The organism is Noviherbaspirillum humi, assembly GCF_900188095.1.
In the GTDB taxonomy this organism is placed as follows: Bacteria; Pseudomonadota; Gammaproteobacteria; order Burkholderiales; family Burkholderiaceae_D; genus Noviherbaspirillum; species Noviherbaspirillum humi.
In genome coordinates, this window is the sequence record NZ_FZOT01000002.1 from 299,856 (window position 1) to 317,353 (window position 17,498).

The 17,498-nt window shown below is 59.0% G+C and carries 13 protein-coding genes and 2 tRNA genes; 4 read left to right on the top strand and 11 right to left on the bottom strand.

The genetic code is table 11. The features are described 5' to 3' along the window. Positions 1-627 precede the first annotated feature (627 nt). The 5 genes from CHB88_RS04760 to acs form a co-directional block, all read right to left on the bottom strand. Positions 628-2,301, bottom strand: a complete 1,674-nt coding sequence (locus CHB88_RS04760) for a methyl-accepting chemotaxis protein (protein ID WP_089398148.1) — start codon at positions 2,299-2,301, stop codon at positions 628-630. A gap of 164 nt (positions 2,302-2,465) precedes the next feature. Further along, positions 2,466-2,612: a hypothetical protein gene (locus tag CHB88_RS25040; RefSeq protein ID WP_176442313.1), complete on the bottom strand. Its 147-nt coding sequence runs from the start codon at positions 2,610-2,612 to the stop codon at positions 2,466-2,468. Positions 2,613-2,953: 341 nt separating this feature from the next. Then, positions 2,954-3,094, bottom strand: coding sequence for a hypothetical protein (locus CHB88_RS25045; protein ID WP_176442314.1), 141 nt, complete (start codon positions 3,092-3,094; stop codon positions 2,954-2,956). A gap of 137 nt (positions 3,095-3,231) precedes the next feature. Further along, positions 3,232-3,322: transfer RNA gene (locus CHB88_RS04765), tRNA-Ser, on the bottom strand. 156 nt (positions 3,323-3,478) lie between these two features. Then, positions 3,479-5,461, bottom strand: coding sequence for an acetate--CoA ligase (gene acs, locus CHB88_RS04770; protein ID WP_089398149.1), 1,983 nt, complete (start codon positions 5,459-5,461; stop codon positions 3,479-3,481). Positions 5,462-5,845: 384 nt separating this feature from the next. On the opposite strand from acs, the gene CHB88_RS04775 reads away from it, so the two are divergent. The 4 genes from CHB88_RS04775 (at position 5,846) to CHB88_RS04790 (ending at position 9,098) form a co-directional block, all read left to right on the top strand. Then, positions 5,846-6,460, top strand: a complete 615-nt coding sequence (locus tag CHB88_RS04775; protein WP_089398490.1) for a YqhA family protein — start codon at positions 5,846-5,848, stop codon at positions 6,458-6,460. Between the two features lie 15 nt (positions 6,461-6,475). Next, positions 6,476-8,011, top strand: coding sequence for a fumarate hydratase (locus tag CHB88_RS04780; RefSeq protein WP_089398150.1), 1,536 nt, complete (start codon positions 6,476-6,478; stop codon positions 8,009-8,011). A gap of 73 nt (positions 8,012-8,084) precedes the next feature. Continuing rightward, positions 8,085-8,903: a glutamate racemase gene (gene murI, locus CHB88_RS04785; protein ID WP_089398491.1), complete on the top strand. Its 819-nt coding sequence runs from the start codon at positions 8,085-8,087 to the stop codon at positions 8,901-8,903. Positions 8,904-9,022: 119 nt separating this feature from the next. Beyond that, a tRNA-His gene (locus CHB88_RS04790) sits at positions 9,023-9,098 on the top strand. Between the two features lie 547 nt (positions 9,099-9,645). On the opposite strand, the gene CHB88_RS04795 is transcribed toward CHB88_RS04790, so the two are convergent. The 6 genes from CHB88_RS04795 to CHB88_RS04820 all read right to left on the bottom strand — a co-directional run bounded on the left by CHB88_RS04795 (position 9,646) and on the right by CHB88_RS04820 (position 17,456). Next, positions 9,646-11,544 carry a potassium transporter Kup gene (locus tag CHB88_RS04795; RefSeq protein ID WP_176442315.1) on the bottom strand — a complete coding sequence of 633 codons (1,899 nt, stop codon included), beginning with the start codon at positions 11,542-11,544 and terminating at the stop codon, positions 9,646-9,648. Positions 11,545-11,577: 33 nt separating this feature from the next. Next, positions 11,578-12,273, bottom strand: coding sequence for a response regulator (locus CHB88_RS04800; RefSeq protein ID WP_089398151.1), 696 nt, complete (start codon positions 12,271-12,273; stop codon positions 11,578-11,580). Next, positions 12,266-13,885 (bottom strand): DUF4118 domain-containing protein, encoded by a 1,620-nt coding sequence (locus tag CHB88_RS04805; protein WP_281254979.1) that lies wholly within the window; start codon positions 13,883-13,885, stop codon positions 12,266-12,268. The genes CHB88_RS04800 and CHB88_RS04805 overlap by 8 nt, the downstream gene beginning before the upstream one ends. A gap of 423 nt (positions 13,886-14,308) precedes the next feature. Beyond that, complete coding sequence (locus CHB88_RS24170; protein WP_143131122.1) at positions 14,309-14,998, bottom strand: hypothetical protein; 690 nt, start codon at positions 14,996-14,998, stop codon at positions 14,309-14,311. Continuing rightward, positions 14,995-15,495 (bottom strand): VRR-NUC domain-containing protein, encoded by a 501-nt coding sequence (locus CHB88_RS04815; protein WP_143131123.1) that lies wholly within the window; start codon positions 15,493-15,495, stop codon positions 14,995-14,997. Before CHB88_RS04815 ends, CHB88_RS24170 begins: the two co-directional genes overlap by 4 nt. Further along, the gene (locus CHB88_RS04820; protein ID WP_245844745.1) at positions 15,483-17,456 is read right to left on the bottom strand and encodes an AAA family ATPase; all 1,974 of its coding nucleotides are present in this window, start codon (positions 17,454-17,456) and stop codon (positions 15,483-15,485) included. Before CHB88_RS04820 ends, CHB88_RS04815 begins: the two co-directional genes overlap by 13 nt. Positions 17,457-17,498: the final 42 nt, after the last annotated feature.

Here is a 17,498-nt window from a genome sequence, read left to right on the forward strand (position 1 = left end):
GGTGTTGGTTGCTTAAAAGAGCTGATGTCGCCGAGCCATTTTTGTCTCCATTCGACGACGGGCCTCACCTTAACATTGTAATTTCTTTGAAGCAACACTCTAACTGGACTGAGCAGATATGGATGTCCTGAAACAGTAAAAATGCACCTAACTATTTGATCAAAATCAATATTTCCAGAACTCCACATTTCCTGTGGATAAGTTTGTGGGCAAGTCGCTCTTGACAAGCCCGCAAGGCAGGAAACATGCGGGCTCCAATAGATTGCCAATTTGATGAGCAGCGAATTGATCTGAGTAAAATCAATGGCTTAGCGTACGCAATGTTGAACCTATCGCAAAGCACGAAAATATATGACAACTACGTTACAAAATGTTTCTACGGTGCATAACCGGTCGAAACCGACGGCCCGAACGGCGTTTTTCACTGACCGCCGTCCGCGGCGAATCGAATAGACGTGAACCGCTTTCCTTCACCGTTTCAACGGCAGGAAAACCAAGCCTTTTCGACCCGGCCATTGAAACCTCGGCATGAAGAGCCATCGTTTTGGCTCGAGATGCGGTGCTTTCCGGTCCGCCCAGCGAATAAGCCCTTGGCACCCGCCGTCGCGCTGTTCAGTCACGCTTTCGTCAGAATTCTTCCCATCCGTCTGCTGCCGCATGGCTCTCCTGCCGTTGCACGGAAACCAGGCGCGGCGATGGACGCACGATGGCAGAGCGAGCCGCCAGGGCGGGCTTGGCGGCGGCCGGCACGTTGCTGGCGTCGATGCGGAACACGCCCACCGCTTGCGCCAGGCGCGCCGCCTGCTCCTGCATGGCGTCCGAAGCGGCAGCAGCCTGCTCCACCAGCGCCGCGTTCTGCTGGGTCACCTCATCCATCTGGCTGATGGCCTGGTTGATCTGCTCGATGCCGGCAGTCTGTTCCTGGCTGGCAGCCGTGATCTCCCGCATGATGTCGGTCACGCGCTGCACGCTGTCGACGATCTCCCGCATCGTTTCACCGGCCTCGCCAACCAGGCGGCTGCCGCTTTCCACTTTCTCGGTCGAATCACCGATGAGCGTCTTGATTTCCTTGGCCGCGCTGGCGGAACGCTGGGCCAGGCTGCGCACTTCGGCCGCCACGACGGCAAAGCCCCTGCCCTGCTCGCCTGCGCGGGCCGCTTCGACCGCCGCATTCAGCGCCAGGATATTGGTCTGGAAGGCGATGCCATCGATCACGCCGATGATGTCGGCAATCTTGCCGGCCGCGCTGTTGATCTCGTCCATTGTGCTGACCACCTGGGAAATCACCGCGCCCCCCTTCGTCGCCACGCCCGAGGCGGCTTCGGCGAGCGCATTGGCCTGGCGGGCGTTGTCGGCGTTCTGCTTGACGGTGGAAGTGAGCTCTTCCATGGAAGAAGCCGTCTCTTCCAGCGAACTCGCCTGCTCCTCCGTGCGTGCCGACAGGTCCTGACTGCCGGCAGCCACCTCGGACGAGGCGGTTGCGATGGTCTCGGTGCCGGCCCGTACCGTGCTCACCGTCTTCGCCAAGCTTTCGTTCATTCCCTTCAGCGCGCGCAGCAGCTGGCCCATTTCATCGCGGGTGTCGGCGTCGATCCGGCTGGTGAGGTCGCCGGCAGCGACCGTATTGGCGACCTTGAGCGCCTGCGCCACCGGGCGGGTGATCGACGTGGTGATCTGGTAAGCCACCGCGGCGGCGAAGGCGAGAATGCCGAGACCCAGGCCGATCATCAGGTTTCGGGTACTGCTGTAGGTCTGCGCGGCGACGTCGGCGGCCTCCTGCGTCGCATCGCTCTGCAGCTTGATCTCCTCGGCGATCAGCTTCTTGTACTCCACCAGCAGCGGGCGCAGCTCCACGATCAGGTAGCGCTTCCCATCGTCGACGGCGCCCGCATTCACCTGCCTGAACACCTCATCCTGGCCTTTCACGTACCTGTCGTTCAGCTCCGCCATCCGCTGCAGGATCTCCTTCGCTCTGGGGATGGTCATGGTGCGCTTCATTTCATCCAGGGTCTGCTGCGCCTCGCGCCGGGCAGCCAGCACCGCATCCATCTGCTTCTGGCGGTCGGCCTTGTCGTCGATGAGGATGACATTGCGCATCGCGATGGCAATGTCATTGACGTTCGACTGGAGATTGTTCGACATCTGGATCTTCGGCATGCGGTCATGGACGATCACGTCGGTGCCGTCGCTGATCCGGCCGAGCATGGTGATGTTCAAGCCGACGATGAAGATCAGCATGAGGCAGATCGCGCCGAAGCCGAGCGCCAGGCGATTGCCGATTCGGAGATTGGAAAGAGTCATTGCGATTTCCTGCTTGATGGTTCATGGCTTGCGCGGCAGCCTGCATGCCCGGCGATGAAACGACGGACACGCAAGGGCCCGGCGGCGAACGCCGCTTTCGGCAAGACTTGGAGTGGGTTTTCGCCCGGCTGGGCGGATCAGAATGGTTTGACGGCGTATCGCCCTCAACTCTCCTGCAGCGTCATTGCACCCGGAGAGGAAAGACTTTCCTGGTCAAATCCTGAGAAAAAATGGGCCATGGCTGCCGGATGACAGCGCCCTGCTTTGTCCACTGCTTCACTGTGTTGATTCTCCTTTTGGCGGGCATTCATGCGATGCCTTGGTCGATGCCGCATAGTTTCCTTGCGGAAACCAATATTACGGCGAATGTTGCCTTAACACGATGGCCAAAAGTTAAGAAGTGGAAGATTTTTATGCGGGTCGGCGTCAGGCAGCAACGTGAAGGTTACGTCCCTCGCTTTACCAAGGGAAAGCAGGGATGGCGCCCGCCGCGAACGACCGGGGCGTCGTGACAGGAAGGCTGTGTTGCAGGCAGGCTTGTCAGCGCTGGCTGTTCTGCGTCCGTGCTGATCGATGTGTGTTCATCAGCGCCGGCTCAGCATGTGATGACTGGCCATCCCTGCGGTCATGATTGCCGACAGCGGCCGTCGTCTTACCAGACGCCGCCGGTGTAATTGGCGCCGAACTGATCGCGATACTGCTCGTTGTGCTCGACGCGATAGCGGTAGTGGGAATAGCCGGCGCCGACCAAAATGGCCGTCCAGACGACGGATGCGATGACGAAGGTGAACATGGATAAGATGTGCCTGCTGATGCGACCTGAACGGATGCGTGCTACAAGGCCTGCACCACGGAGCTGAACGACTGGCTATCCCGGCATGCACCGCCGGTTTAGCTTGGCGGGCAGGGATGAACGACATGGGTGAAACTTGGCGGAGAGGGGGGGATTCGAACCCCCGATAGGCTATTAACCTATACACGCTTTCCAGGCGTGCGACTTAAACCACTCATCCACCTCTCCTGGATTTGTGTTCGCGTTGCGCGAAGCCCCGCATTATAGCAAAGATTTTCCTTTTTGCTGAGCGAATTGATGCTCATCTTCAAGACTGCTGGAAACGAAAACGGCGCAGCATGTGCTGCGCCGTTTCCTTGCTGCCTGAACCTGCTGCCGAAGACCTTACTGCGCCTGCTTGAGCTGATCCAGGATGGCTGGGTTTTCCAGCGTCGAGACGTCCTGGGTGATTTCCTCGCCCTTGGCCAGCACGCGCAGCAGGCGGCGCATGATCTTGCCGGAACGAGTCTTGGGCAGGTTGTCTCCGAAGCGGATTTCTTTGGGCTTGGCGATCGGGCCGATTTCCTTGCCGACCCAGTCGCGCAGTTCCTTGGCGATCTGCTTGGCTTCGTCGCCGGTGGGACGGGAGCGCTTGAGCACGACGAAGGCGCAGATGGATTCACCGGTGGTCTCATCAGGCTTGCCGACCACCGCCGCTTCCGCCACCAACGGATTGGCCACCAGCGCCGACTCGATCTCCATGGTGCCCATGCGATGGCCGGAAACGTTCAGCACGTCGTCGATGCGGCCGGTGATGGTGAAGTAGCCGGTCTGCTCGTTGCGGATGGCGCCGTCGCCGGCGAGGTAGAGCTTGTTGCCGAACTCGTCCGGGAAGTAGCTTTTCTTGAAGCGCTCCGGATCGCCCCAGATGGTGCGGATCATCGACGGCCACGGGCGCTTCACCACCAGGATGCCGCCCTGCCCGTTCGGCAGGTCCTGGCCGGTCTCGTCCACCACCGCCGCCATGATGCCCGGCAGCGGCAGCGTGCAGGAACCCGGCACCAGCGGCGTGGCGCCCGGCAGCGGCGTGATCATGTGGCCGCCGGTCTCGGTCTGCCAGAAGGTGTCGACGATCGGGCAGCGCTCCCGGCCGATGTTCCGGTAGTACCACATCCAGGCTTCGGGGTTGATCGGCTCGCCGACGGACCCGAGCAGGCGCAGGCTGGACAGGTCGTAGTTCTTCGGATGCACCTTCTCATCGGCATCCGCCGCCTTGATCAGCGAGCGGATCGCGGTCGGCGCGGTGTAGAAGATGGTCGCCTTGTGGCGGGCGATCATGTCCCAGAAGCGGCCGGCGTTCGGGTAGGTCGGCACGCCCTCGAACACGATCTCGGTGGCGCCGACGGCGAGCGGGCCGTAGGTGATGTAGCTGTGGCCGGTAACCCAGCCGATGTCGGCGGTGCACCAGAAGATGTCGTTCGGCTTGAGGTCGAAGGTCCACTTCATCGTCAGCATGGTCCACAGCAGGTAGCCTGCGGAGGAATGCTGCACGCCCTTCGGCTTGCCGGTGGAGCCGGAGGTGTAGAGGATGAACAGCGGATGCTCGGCGTCGACCCACTCCGGCTCGCACTGGTCGGGCTGGTTGGCGACCACGTCTTCCATCCAGAGGTCGCGGCCTTCGACGAACTTGACGTTGCCGCCGGTGCGCTTGTAGACGATGACGCTCTTCAGCGCCTCGCAGCCGCCCATGTCGATGGCTTCGTCGGCGATGGCCTTCAGCGGCAGCTGCTTGCCGCCGCGAACCTGTTCGTCGGCGGTGATCAGCGCCACCGCGCCGGCGTCGATGATGCGCTCCTGCAGGGATTTGGCGGAGAAGCCGCCGAACACCACCGAATGGGTGGCGCCGATGCGGGCGCAGGCTTGCATCGCCACCACGCCCTCGATCGACATCGGCATGTAGATCACGACCCGGTCGCCCTTCTTGATGCCGAGCGCCTTCAGGCCGTTGGCGAATTGGCAGACGCGGCCGTGCAATTCCTGATAGGTGAGCTTTGTGACCTTGCCGTCGTCGGCTTCGAAGATGATCGCGGTCTTGGCCGCGTTGCCGTTCTTGAGATTGCGGTCCAGGCAGTTGTAGGAAACGTTGAGCTGGCCGTCCTCGAACCACTTGTAGAACGGCGCTTCCGTTTCATTCAGTGTCGTGGTGAACGGCTTGTGCCACTCGATGTTCTCCCTGGCAAGGCGGGCCCAAAAGCCTTCGTAATCGCGTTCCGCCTCCGCGCGCAGCGCCTGATAAGCTTGCATGCCGGAGATCGTCGCGTTCTTGGCGAATTCTGCGGGCGGATTGAAGATGCGGGTTTCCTGCTTGGCGGATTCGATCTCTGACATCTTTGTCTCCTCGATTAATAACTTGGCATGAAGTTAAGCGTTCACTCTTACTCAGTCCTTACAGGCAAATTCCAGTCCAGCGGCTGGCAATGACGCAAAACGATTGCTGCCATTATCCTTGCTGGCCACCTGTCGTCGTGCTTGGCGAGCATTGGCAGCCGTGCCGTACGAATCGGCGCCATGCGACCGCTCCGTTTTCAAGCGGCACTGCGCCATCCCGCATTGGGAAGCTTGCCAATCTACTTATACTGCCGGCCACCCTTAAAATCTTGACCTATATCATCAGTGTTGCCATTGTTTGCATGCATGAATTCCGGCCGGCATGACGCCTTGGGTGTAGAATGCGGAGCTTTGTATTCCGTTAGGCATTCACACAGCATGGATATGAAAGTATCGCCGAGCCGCACGGGCGAAGGCCGGATCCGTCCCCTGCCGAACCTGATCTTCATGAGCCGCTGGCTGCAGCTTCCGCTTTACCTCGGCCTGATCCTGGCGCAGGGCGTCTACGTGTACCACTTCTGGGTCGAACTGGTCGATCTGATCGGCGCAGCCATGGGCAACCAGGCCGCCCTGGAACATGTGCTGACGGCAGTGGCCGTGGATGGCACCGCCCGCCCGACGAAGCTCAATGAAACCACCATCATGCTGGTGGTGCTTGGCTTGATCGACGTGGTCATGATCTCCAACCTGCTCATCATGGTGATCGTCGGCGGCTACGAAACCTTCGTCTCGCGCATGAATCTGGAAACCCATCCCGACCAGCCGGAGTGGCTTTCCCACGTAAACGCGTCGGTGCTGAAGGTGAAGCTGGCCACCGCCATCATCGGCATCTCGTCGATTCATCTTCTCAAGACCTTCATCAACGCCAACGCCTACGACGCCAAGACGCTCATCGCGCAGACGGTGATCCATGTCGTGTTCCTGTTCTCCGCCATGGCGATCGCCGCCAGCGACCGCATCATGGCTGGCACCAACGGCACCAACAAGCACTCTCACTGACCTGGCAAACCCATCATGACCATCATCAAGCAAGAAGATCTCATCGAATCCGTGGCCGCAGCCCTGCAGTACATCAGCTACTACCATCCGGTCGACTACATTCAGCATTTGGCCCGCGCCTACGAGACCGAGCAGAGCCCGGCCGCCAAGGACGCGATCGCCCAGATCCTGACCAACTCCAAGATGTGCGCCGAAGGCAAGCGCCCGCTGTGCCAGGACACCGGCATCGTCAACGTCTTCCTGAAGATCGGCATGGGCGTGCGCTTCGAGGGCTTCTCCGGCTCCATCGCCGACGCCGTGAATGAAGGCGTGCGCCGCGGCTACGGTCATCCGGACAACGTGCTTCGCGCCTCCGTCGTGGCCGATCCGCAGTTCGAGCGCAAGAACACCAAGGACAATACGCCGGCCGTGATCCACATGGAACTGGTGCCGGGCAATACCGTCGACGTGCAGGTCGCGGCCAAGGGCGGCGGCTCCGAGAACAAGTCCAAGTTCGTCATGCTCAATCCGTCCGACTCCATCGTCGACTGGGTGCTGAAGACTGTCCCGACCATGGGCGCCGGCTGGTGCCCGCCGGGCATGCTCGGCATCGGCATCGGCGGCACCGCCGAGAAGGCGATGCTGATGGCGAAGGAATCGCTGATGGAAGACATCGACATGTACGAGCTGAAGCAGCGCGGCCCGAAGAACAAGACCGAGGAACTGCGCCTCGAGCTGTACGAAAAGGTGAATGCGCTCGGCATCGGCGCGCAGGGCCTCGGCGGCCTGACCACCGTGCTAGACGTGAAGATCCGCATGTATCCGACCCATGCCGCCTCGAAGCCGGTCGCGATGATCCCGAATTGCGCCGCCACCCGCCACGCCCACTTCGTGCTGGACGGCTCCGGCCCCGCCTACATCGAACCGCCCGCGCTGTCCGAGTGGCCGGACGTGCAATGGACCCCGAACACCGAGCAGTCCAAGCGCGTCGACCTCGACAAGCTGACCAAGGAAGAAGTCGCTTCCTGGAAGCCGGGCCAGACCCTGCTCCTGAACGGCAAGATGCTGACCGGCCGCGATGCCGCCCACAAGCGCATCCAGGACATGCTGGCCCGCGGCGAGAAGCTGCCGGTGGACTTCACCAACCGCGTGATCTACTACGTCGGCCCGGTGGACCCGGTGCGCGAGGAAGCGGTCGGCCCGGCCGGCCCCACCACCGCCACCCGCATGGACAAGTTCACCGACATGATGCTCGAGAAGACCGGCCTAATCTCCATGATCGGCAAGGCCGAGCGCGGCCCGGTGGCGATCGAGTCGATCAAGAAGCACAAGTCGGCCTACCTGATGGCCGTCGGCGGCGCCGCCTACCTGGTGTCGAAGGCGATCAAGACCGCCAAGGTGGTCGGCTTCGAAGACCTCGGCATGGAAGCCATCTACGAGTTCGAAGTGAAGGACATGCCGGTGACGGTGGCGGTGGACGCCAACGGCACGTCGGTCCACAACACCGGACCGAAGGAATGGCAGGAGCGCATCGCCTCGACCATCGGCAATATCCCGGTCGCCACGGCCTGACGCGCTTCGCCGGATGACGGCAATCGACAGCGGCAAGCACCCGATGGGGGCATCTGACGGCAAGCCGAACCGCATGCCGTTGGATGCCCCCATCGGCATTTTCGATTCCGGCATCGGCGGGCTGTCGGTGCTGCGGCACGTGCATGCGCTGCTGCCGCAGGAGAATCTGCTGTATTTTGCTGATGCCGGCTTCGCGCCCTACGGCGGCAAGCCGGAAGCCGAGATCCTGGAACGCAGCGCCGCCATTGCCGGCTTCCTTCGCCAGTCCGGCGCGAAGGCGGTGGTGGTGGCCTGCAATACCGCGACGGCGGCGGCCATCGCCCATCTCCGCGCCTTGCATCCTGACTGGGCGGTGGTCGGCGTGGAACCGGGCCTGAAGCCGGCGGCGGCCGCCTCGCGCAGCACGGTGGTGGGCGTGCTCGCCACCGAACGCACCGTCGCCAGCGAGAAGTTCCGCCTGCTGCGGCAGCGTCTTGAAGCCGAAAGCGCGGTTCGCTTCGTCTGCAGCCCCTGCCCCGGCCTGGCCGATGCGATCGAGGCGGGGCAGCTGCGCTCCCCTGACACCGCCGCCCTGCTGACTCGCTTCCTCATGCCGCTGCTCGAAGCCGGCGCCGATACCATCGTGCTCGGCTGCACCCACTATCCCTTCGTCGCCGAGCTCATCCATGCCATCGCCAACCGGGCCGGCCGGCCGGTGCAGCTGATCGACACCGGCGAAGCGGTGGCGCGCCAGCTCGCCCGCCTGCTGTCTGCACATGACTGTCTGCATGCGGCGCAAGGCCCCGGCAGCATCAACGCCTTCACGACCGGCAGCGCCGGTTCACTCGACGCCGCCTTCCACCGCCTGCTCGGCATGCGGGTTCAATCCATGGCGTTGAAGACCGCCAGCTGACCGCATGGAAAAACCTGGCGCATTTATTTGCCAGACTCAACGGTCTTTTGTATAATCATTGGCTCCCTCGCAGCGCAATGCCGAAAGGCATCGCGACGCAGGGACAAGCAGTTTCATTGGTGGCCGTAGCTCAGTTGGTAGAGTCCAGGATTGTGATTCCTGTCGTCGTGGGTTCGAGTCCCATCGGCCACCCCAAAGAATTCAAGCACTTAGCCCAGTTTTCGGACTGGGCTTTTTGCTTTCTGGTTTCCTAAAAAACCTCGTGTAACCGCTGTGTAACCCGATTTGGGAAATATCGACCAATCTCTACTGCGTCCTACTATTTCCTGTTAGGACAGCAAGGCAGCGATGATTGCACCCTGCTCTTCGCTTTCGTAATCTAGCAACTATGAATGCTTTGCACTCACGTGCACTTACAAAGTCCAAACTTGCGTCCTTGAGCAGTGAAGGCAACCACTCATTTGGGGCCATCTAATCGACTGTAGGCAAGCGTTCTACTATCAAGCTGATGGTGCGTCCACTCTGCAGAAATCTACGTTTTGCTTGATGAGCGTTTAGCGCATAAACCCTCACGTCCACCTTGCCGTCCAAGCTATAAACCCGAAAAGGATAAACGGGGTAGCTCCGTATCTGTTTGCCGCAGTAGGCGCAAAAGTTATTTCCTCGATGTCTCCCAGTCAAACAGGCCCATCTTTGCCAAAGGATATGAAGCATCGTGGTTTCCTGTGCTGATAACTGCGCATCAAATCTCTACTTGCGTACCGACTTCAATAACGCGGTTTGCCGGAATACGAAAATAATCGGCAGCATCTCGGGCGTTACGCGCCATGGTTGCAAATAGCGATTCACGCCAGAGCGCCATGCCACTGCCCACTTTCGGTATGACGTTTTGCCGAGCAACAAAGAAGGATGTCTCCATGGGGTTGAACTCTAGGCCCTTTTGTGAACACAACTCCAACGCACGTGGGATGTCGCGCTCGTCCATGAAGCCATAGTGGACATTAACCTGAAAGCAGTTCTCCCCCAGATTTTCCACTTCGACTCGCTGTGTTTCGGGTATTCGCGGGATATCGGCGTTCAGCACGGTCAAGAAAATGGTTCGCTCGTGAAGTACCTTGTTATGCAGGAGGTTGTGCAGCATCGCATGTGGCACACCATCGCCTTCCATCCGGAAGAAAATTGCCGTTCCGTCGACTCGTGTAGGGGGACTTACAAAAAGCGACTGTAGGAAGTCACTGAGCGGCACAAGATGATGCTGCAGATTTTCGAATACTAGGTTTCTACCCTGCTTCCAGGTCAGCATGACGGTCATTACGCCGGCACCCAATACAAGCGGAAACCAGCCTCCGTGCGCAATTTTCAAGGTATTGGCAGCAAAGAATGCAAAATCAATGAGGAGGAAAAAGCCGGTAGCGAGCCAGCAGATGGCAAGGTTGTACCCCCATCCATAGCGCACGACAAAGAACGTTAGGATGGTCGTAAGTAGCATGGTGGCCGTCACGGCGATGCCGTAAGCCGAGGCAAGATGGGTCGAATCGCCGAACCCCACTACGGCCGCCGCCACGGCTGCGAACTGTAGCCAGTTGATAAAAGGGATGTAGATTTGCCCCATTTCCCGCTCAGAGGTGTAGACAACCCGCATGCGAGGAACGTATCCAAGTGCAATCGCCTGCTGGATAATGGAGAAAGTGCCGGAAATGGTCGCCTGCGACGCAATCACCGTGGCGACCGTGGAAAGTGCTACGAGTGGATAAATGCTCCATGGCCCCAGTTGCTGGTAAAACGGGTTTGAGACAGCCGCAGGGTTCGATAGTAGTAACGCACCTTGGCCAAGGTAATTCAGCGCCAGCCCCGGAAACACCACTATGAACCAAGCCAGGCGGATGGGTCGTTTACCGAAGTGCCCCATATCGGCATACAGTGCTTCTGCACCAGTGAAGGCAAGCACCACCGCACCTAGGGCCAGAAAGGCCAGCCAGCCGTTCCTGACCAAGAACTGAATTGCGTGCCAAGGATTCAGTGCATGCAATATTTGCGGGTTGGCCAAAATATTGACCAAACCCATACCCGCTAAGGTAATGAACCACACAACCACAATGGGGCCAAACCACTTGCCTATACCTGCCGTTCCTCGGCGCTGCAAGGCGTAAAGTGCAAACAGGATGACTACGGTTAGTGGCACCACATAGGGTTTCAAAGCAGGTGTTGCGACTTCCAAGCCTTCTACGGCAGACAGTACGGAGATTGCGGGGGTGATGACGCCATCGCCAAAAAAGAGCGCCGCACCAATGAGGCCGACCATCGTAAGCGAGAAATACCAGCGCGATTTAGACGTCACGGAGGCAAGGGCCAAGGCAACCAAGGCCATGATGCCGCCTTCGCCCCGGTTATCCGCGCGCAGGATGAGCGTCACGTATTTCAGCGATACGATGAGGGTCAGGCCCCAAAGGATGAGAGAAACCACCCCCAGCAGGTTCGCTTCTGTCAGCGGCAAGCCGTGTTCCTGAGAAAAAACCTCCTTCATCGTATACAGCGGACTGGTGCCAATGTCGCCATAGACGATACCGATAGCGGCGAGGGTCAGGGTGGCAATACTGGACTTATGCAGCTCATGGGGAGCAGTGATGGCAGCGGTATGCATTTTGTGAGGTGATAATCGTGGGTACGAAGAAAGTCAGCCCGGGAGAAGCAAGCGATAGCCGACGCCAGTTTCGGTCAGCAGGTATTGCGATTGAGTAGGGTCTTCTTCCAGCTTTTGCCGGAGGTGACTCATGTAGATTCTGAGGTAGTGGGCGTTCTCTGCCTGTGCAGGACCCCAAACAGCGCGCAAGAGGTGTTGGGTAGTCGCCACCTTGCCAGCGTTGGCGATAAGTGCGGCTAGGAGGCGATATTCGGTTGGCGATAACTTCACCACCTGACCGGCTTTCTTTACCAGCCGCGTCTGGGTGTCAATCGTCACATCGCCAAAGGAAACTAAAGTCGAAGGCTGATTGGCATATTGCTGGCGTCGTAGCATTGAGCGTACGCGCGCAAGAAGCTCCTCGACGCCGAACGGCTTGGTAAGATAGTCATCAGCGCCCGCGTCCAGTGCCCGGACTTTTTCCGTTTCCATGGTGCGGGCGGACAGCACGATAATGGGGACGGTAGACCGACTTCGGATGTCGCTGATGAAATCGATGCCGTCTCCATCCGGTAGGCCAAGGTCCAGGACAATGAGGTCTGGTTTGCGCGCACTAGTCTCAGCGAGCCCTCGCCGTAGTGTCTCCGCTTCGTGCACCTGCCATCCTTCCTCAGCCAAAGATAGCTTTACGAAGCGCCGGATTTGTGGCTCGTCTTCCACCACAACGGCAACTTTGGCGGATTCAGTCATTTGCAACACCTAGGCCCAAGTCTTCTGACGCTTCTATGTCAGGCAAAGCCGGAGGGTTCTCGAGTGGCAGCGTAAAAACAACGCAGGCCCCGCTCTTAGGGACGTTATATGCATGAATCGTCCCCTTATGCGCTTCGATGATAGTCCGGCAGATGGCTAATCCGAGACCAACGCCTGGTAGAGCGGATTCCCGATTACCGCGAACAAATTTCTCGAAGATGTCCTGCTTCTGTCCAGTTGGTAGCCCGGGTCCCGTATCAAGTACTGCCACGCGAAGGTCGTTATCCCACTTTTCCGCGGTGATGGTCACATGAGAGCCGGCCGGTGTGTACTTAGCAGCATTTTCCAGTAGGTTGCATAACACCCGCTCCACCAGGACGGCATCGAACCGTACCAGCGGCAAGTTATAAGGCAGGTCTACACGGACTTTATGGTTTGCTAGGGCTGTCTTACAAGTCCGGAGAGCACTACCAACCACCTCTTCGAAGGGTTGCCATTGAAGATTCAGGCTCACCTTGCCACTCTGAAGGCGAGCCATTTCTAGCAGCGTAGAGGCCATGTCGTTCAGGTGCAAAGCGCTATCGCGCAGCGCGTAGGCGACCTCCTGCTGATGCGTGGCCAAAGGTGGCTTGGACCTTGCCAGTGATTCCGACAGCCCCACGATGGAAGTTAATGGGGTTCGGATATCGTGCGAGAGGGCTGCAAGCAATGAGTTACGCAGCCGCTCGGACTCCACTTGCAACTCGGTATCCTGGGCCACTTTAAGGTAATGCTGCCGCTCGAGTGCGATTGCGATTAGGGCGGCAAAGGTCATGACCTGATTGGCGTGGCCAAGCAATGCGGCTTGCTCGTGGTGCTCACAGCGAAGGGCTAGCACGCCGCGAGTACGCAATGGCGAAACCAATGGATAGAATGCAAATTCTGAGGCAGACAACAGCGCTGTCCCGGCACCGGCAGGTTTCGCTCGGTCAAAACTCCATTGAGCGATACTCAAATCTAAGACGGTCAACAGTGGGATTTCAGCCGGATGAGTTGCCGGTATAGGTGGCAGAGTCAGTCGCCCATCCGCATCTGGTAGCAGGATGAAAGAGCGCATACGAAAGGTTGTCCTGATAACTTTGCTGGAGACCTCCACGATTTGCTCGGTTTGAAGGGCACCTGACAAGTCACGTGCGAATTCGTAGAGTGCTGTGGATTCGGCCTCCCGCTTGTCCGCGGCAAGCACTTCAGCGCGCAAACGGCTAGTCAACTGAGCTATTAGGAGGCCAACGGCGAGCATCACGGCAAAGGTCACGAGGTATTGGATGTCGGACACACCTAACGAAAAACGCGGCGGAACAAATCCGAAGTCGAACGCAGCAACGCTGACTGCCGTCGCTAGAATAGCCGGCCCGCGCCCATAAAAAACAGCGACCACGACCACGCTGAGCAAGAACAGCATTACTATGTTGGCCAAGTCTAGGAATGCGAGTAGCGGGGTTGCAGTCACTGCGCACAGGAGTGGAATTGCGGCGGCGCCTAGGTAAGCCAAAGAAGGTTTAACCCCCCTATTACCAGAGGAATTAGCTTCTGGAGCTAGATAGCTTGCCCAGTGTAATAAGAAATGACTCACTTAACGCTCGTTTCCTAGAATGCAACTTTCCGGGTGATATATCTGCACCCTCCTCGTTGCGATAAATGTAGCGTAGTAGAAAAGGCGTAAACGAGGCGTAAAAGTTCAGGCAATTTCTAGCAAAGCTTTTCCAAGACAGCAACACACCGGTTAACTCTTATGCTGATTCCACGATGCTTATGTCCAATTCCTCCGTTCAGATATTGGATGGATGTTTCCCGATAAAGAATCATTGCCTTTTACGGAGTCCGGTTTAACAACCTTTTCTAAAAGAGGTAAGGAAACGGGCGTGATTAGACTGAATCCTCTTACTTTAGAACAGCCCTTAATGCCCGTTTGTTTTCTTCTAGCAAATCATTGACCCGTCTTCTCGCTTCTCTAGTTTCGGCGTTATATGCGCCATGGATAAACGCGTTCTGACTACTAACTGCTTTCCCGGATTTTGTCTTGGGTCCGGTCGCCTGTTCCCATGGTCGCCAATTCCTGATTAATGCTGCCTGTCGAGCTCGTCGCTCCGGAGTCCAGCCGTTTGCCATTTGAAACCTCCAATATTTCGTTCGTCGGATTTATATCTTTCTCGTGCGTGCGCGTACTGGACGCAGAGTTCATCGGACCATTGTTGACTTGCTGCTGTTGCGCCACATTCTGCTGTTTAATGAAGGTTGGAGAGCGCGGGTACTTAATCTCTGACAGAGCTTCTAAGGTTGTGCGGCATTGAGATTGCGCCTTCAACGCCATCCGAAGATAGGTTTCTGAGGCCGGAAGATAACCCGCGTTCATGTTGGCTGCGGCCTTCTGAGCCAAACAGGTGAACATGGCGTCTAGCGCATGTGCCTGGGCTGCCAACATCGCTTCCGGGCGGTCCATGCAGTCGCCACGGATGGTCAATACCTGCTTACCCAGTTCGTCAACCAAATCAGTGATATTTGCCCCCGCCTTCATGGGGTGGAAGTTGAACATGGTCACAGCAGCGTTCACGGTTGGGCTTGCCATCATCCGGGAATGGGCTCTGCCCTCCGTCTCCCCTTCCCGCTGTGTTACTTGCAGAGTGTTTGGATTTGCGGCCCGTGAATCTTCCTTTTTGGGGCTACGCTTGTTCGGGTTGTTGGTCATTCGATTCTCACTTTCTTTAACGGCCCAAGTTCGGCCAGGACATCGCGGCAATCCTTCGCAACGAGTGCCACGCAACCGGCAGGCCGGATGCGCTTCAGGAAAGCGGATTGTTCCGGCCTCAGCCTCCCCTTGGCGGCCTTCACCTCCACGCCCAGCAACCGGCCACCCCTCAGTTGTCCCAGCACGTCAGGGCAGCCGGGCCAGCCAAACCGAATGAACCGGCCTCCTACCGTAGCGGCCCTGCTGTTTATCCGTTCGCACCATGCCACCATCGGATGCGCTCGCAAGGTCTTGAGCACTTCCACCAGCGCGGCGGCTCCGGGCTTGGCATTGCTTCGTACTAGAGGAAGGTCATCACTCAATAAATCAGTGCAAGCCCGATTGCCGGAAAGCTCTCCGGTCTTCTCCTCCCCTATATAAGGGGGGAGGAGAATTTCGGCGTCGGACTTCTCCGAAAACGGAGAAAATGGAGAATTTCGGCGTTTCACCTTACCCATAGCCACCCCTCATTGCACCCAAGATAACCACGGGAAATCAGCCCAGTGATTGCCTCTCTGGCGCGGGAAGTTCGCTTATCTGTAGGGCATGTCAGGCTTGCAGCACCAGCAGTGACGGCCCGTTCAAGTTCGATGCAGGGGCGGGATGGCGGCGCTCCTGGCTTGCCGGTTACGCCAGTAATGAACAAGGGACGCAAGGCATCGGTAACAAGACGTTGATTCCCACCGCTTGGCGTCTTCACGCGCTTGACGTCATGGGCAGCAGTATCAGGAACCACCACGCAAGAAGTCACCGGGTCGCCGAACTCGTCCTCCCCGAGTGCCTCCACTTGGAGCCTGAAGGCATGAGAATTGCCGTCCTCACCGTCCTTGGACTTCGCCACCTTCCATTCACGGCGGTCGCCATCTCTCGATACTTCGATGGCGGCATCCATCGCAGCAAATAGGGAACTATGCCCGCGTAGACCCTTAGTCGAGTCTTTCCCGGTATGGTGAACCAGCACCACAAGCCCGCCCGTCATCGCCTGTAATCGCTTGGCGGCTTCCAGAATTTCGCCCATGTCGCGGCTACTGTTCTCGTCGGCAGTCGGCGCGGCCCGGTTCAGCGTGTCGATGAAAACCACGGCACCAGCGGGCACGACGGCGGCAAGGTCCTGCACGTCGCCCGGCTCGGTCAACTTGAACGGTTGCAGCACCATGCGCAGCGAATCGGGCAGCTTGCGGCCTTCGTGCGCCTCCCATGCGGCCACCCGCAACCGGAACCCAGCCTCCCCTTCGAGCGCGGCATATACCACTGGCGCGGCCTCTACACGGCACCCGAACCAAGTTCGACCGCCCGCCACAGCAGCGGCCATATCGAAGCCTAGAAACGATTTCCCGGATGCGCTCGGCCCGTACAGGGCAGCCACGCCAGCAGCCGGCAGCACCCCACGAACGCGCCATTGCAGCGGCGGCAAGGCGTGAAGGTCGGCGCTTCCCAGCAGCTTGAAACGCCGTTCTGGCTTGGGCGGCTCCTTGGTTCGCTCCAGAAGGGATGCCAGCGCATCGGCTCCATACTCGATTGCGTAATCGTTCGCATCGTAATTGGCGGCCTTGTCGGCGGGCAGCTCGCACCACTCGCCATTGACTGCTTGGGCTATCTCAGCGGCTTGCGCCTCCTTGCCCCGGTCAGGCACCAGAACCAGCCGGGCGGCGGGGTACTGCTCACGAGCGGCAGCGGCTACAGTTTTCATCCGTCCAGCCCCGAAGCAAACCAAAGCAGCGGCGTCCGTTGCCGCATGGGCGGCCCACGCCTGCCCCAAACCCTCAACGATATAAATCCGGTCGCCAATCTCACCCACCAAATGACAGCCATTGCCGAAGCTCGCACCTGGCAGATTCAGCTTGTCGCCCTGCTCTGGAATGAATTGCAGCGTTTGCAGCTTGCCGCCAAGGTCGCGGCTTGGCACTACCAAGCACCCGGCCACGTTCCGCTCACGGATGACCAACGGCGGCGCATCGGTGGGATAAACCCGCAGGCCATCCGGCAAACCGCCTTTTCGGGCAATGTAGGGATGGTCAGCGGGCGCGGGGTTGCAGCGGCCCCACACCTCGGCAGCCTTGGCGCTCTCGGCTTGCTTAATCGGCGTTACAGGCGCTTTCCTTGGTGCGGCGGGGACAATGCTTGCCTGGCCGCCGTTCGCAGCTTGGAGGCGCTTTGCCGGGTCTTGCCAGCCTTGCGCGTAAGCCATCGCATAGAGTGAATTTGCCGTCACCGGCCCGTCCTCGCTAAACGACTTCCAGACTGTCAGGCAGTCGCGTTCACTGGAATAGTTGCCAGCCGATGCGCTCCAGTCGTGGAACGTCTCAAAGGAGAGTCCGGCAGCTTTCGCGGCCATGCCAGCTTTTACCCATTCCTCACGCGGGCAACTGGAATCAAGGTGCCTCAGGGCAGATGCGGCGCGGTCCTGTTCCTGCATCATGCGACACCTCCAGACAACACCACCAGCACCAGCAAGGCGACG

Excerpts from the sequence above, each read along its gene's own strand:
- CHB88_RS04760 (WP_089398148.1), bottom strand. The coding sequence starts at position 2,301 with ATGACTCTTTCCAATCTCCGAATCGGCAATCGCCTGGCGCTCGGCTTC.
- CHB88_RS25040 (WP_176442313.1), bottom strand. The coding sequence starts at position 2,612 with ATGAATGCCCGCCAAAAGGAGAATCAACACAGTGAAGCAGTGGACAAA.
- CHB88_RS25045 (WP_176442314.1), bottom strand. The coding sequence starts at position 3,094 with ATGTTCACCTTCGTCATCGCATCCGTCGTCTGGACGGCCATTTTGGTC.
- acs (WP_089398149.1), bottom strand. The coding sequence starts at position 5,461 with ATGTCAGAGATCGAATCCGCCAAGCAGGAAACCCGCATCTTCAATCCG.
- CHB88_RS04775 (WP_089398490.1), top strand. The coding sequence starts at position 5,846 with ATGAAAGTATCGCCGAGCCGCACGGGCGAAGGCCGGATCCGTCCCCTG.
- CHB88_RS04780 (WP_089398150.1), top strand. The coding sequence starts at position 6,476 with ATGACCATCATCAAGCAAGAAGATCTCATCGAATCCGTGGCCGCAGCC.
- murI (WP_089398491.1), top strand. The coding sequence starts at position 8,085 with ATGCCGTTGGATGCCCCCATCGGCATTTTCGATTCCGGCATCGGCGGG.
- CHB88_RS04795 (WP_176442315.1), bottom strand. The coding sequence starts at position 11,544 with ATGCATACCGCTGCCATCACTGCTCCCCATGAGCTGCATAAGTCCAGT.
- CHB88_RS04800 (WP_089398151.1), bottom strand. The coding sequence starts at position 12,273 with ATGACTGAATCCGCCAAAGTTGCCGTTGTGGTGGAAGACGAGCCACAA.
- CHB88_RS24170 (WP_143131122.1), bottom strand. The coding sequence starts at position 14,998 with ATGACCAACAACCCGAACAAGCGTAGCCCCAAAAAGGAAGATTCACGG.
- CHB88_RS04815 (WP_143131123.1), bottom strand. The coding sequence starts at position 15,495 with ATGGGTAAGGTGAAACGCCGAAATTCTCCATTTTCTCCGTTTTCGGAG.
- CHB88_RS04820 (WP_245844745.1), bottom strand. The coding sequence starts at position 17,456 with ATGATGCAGGAACAGGACCGCGCCGCATCTGCCCTGAGGCACCTTGAT.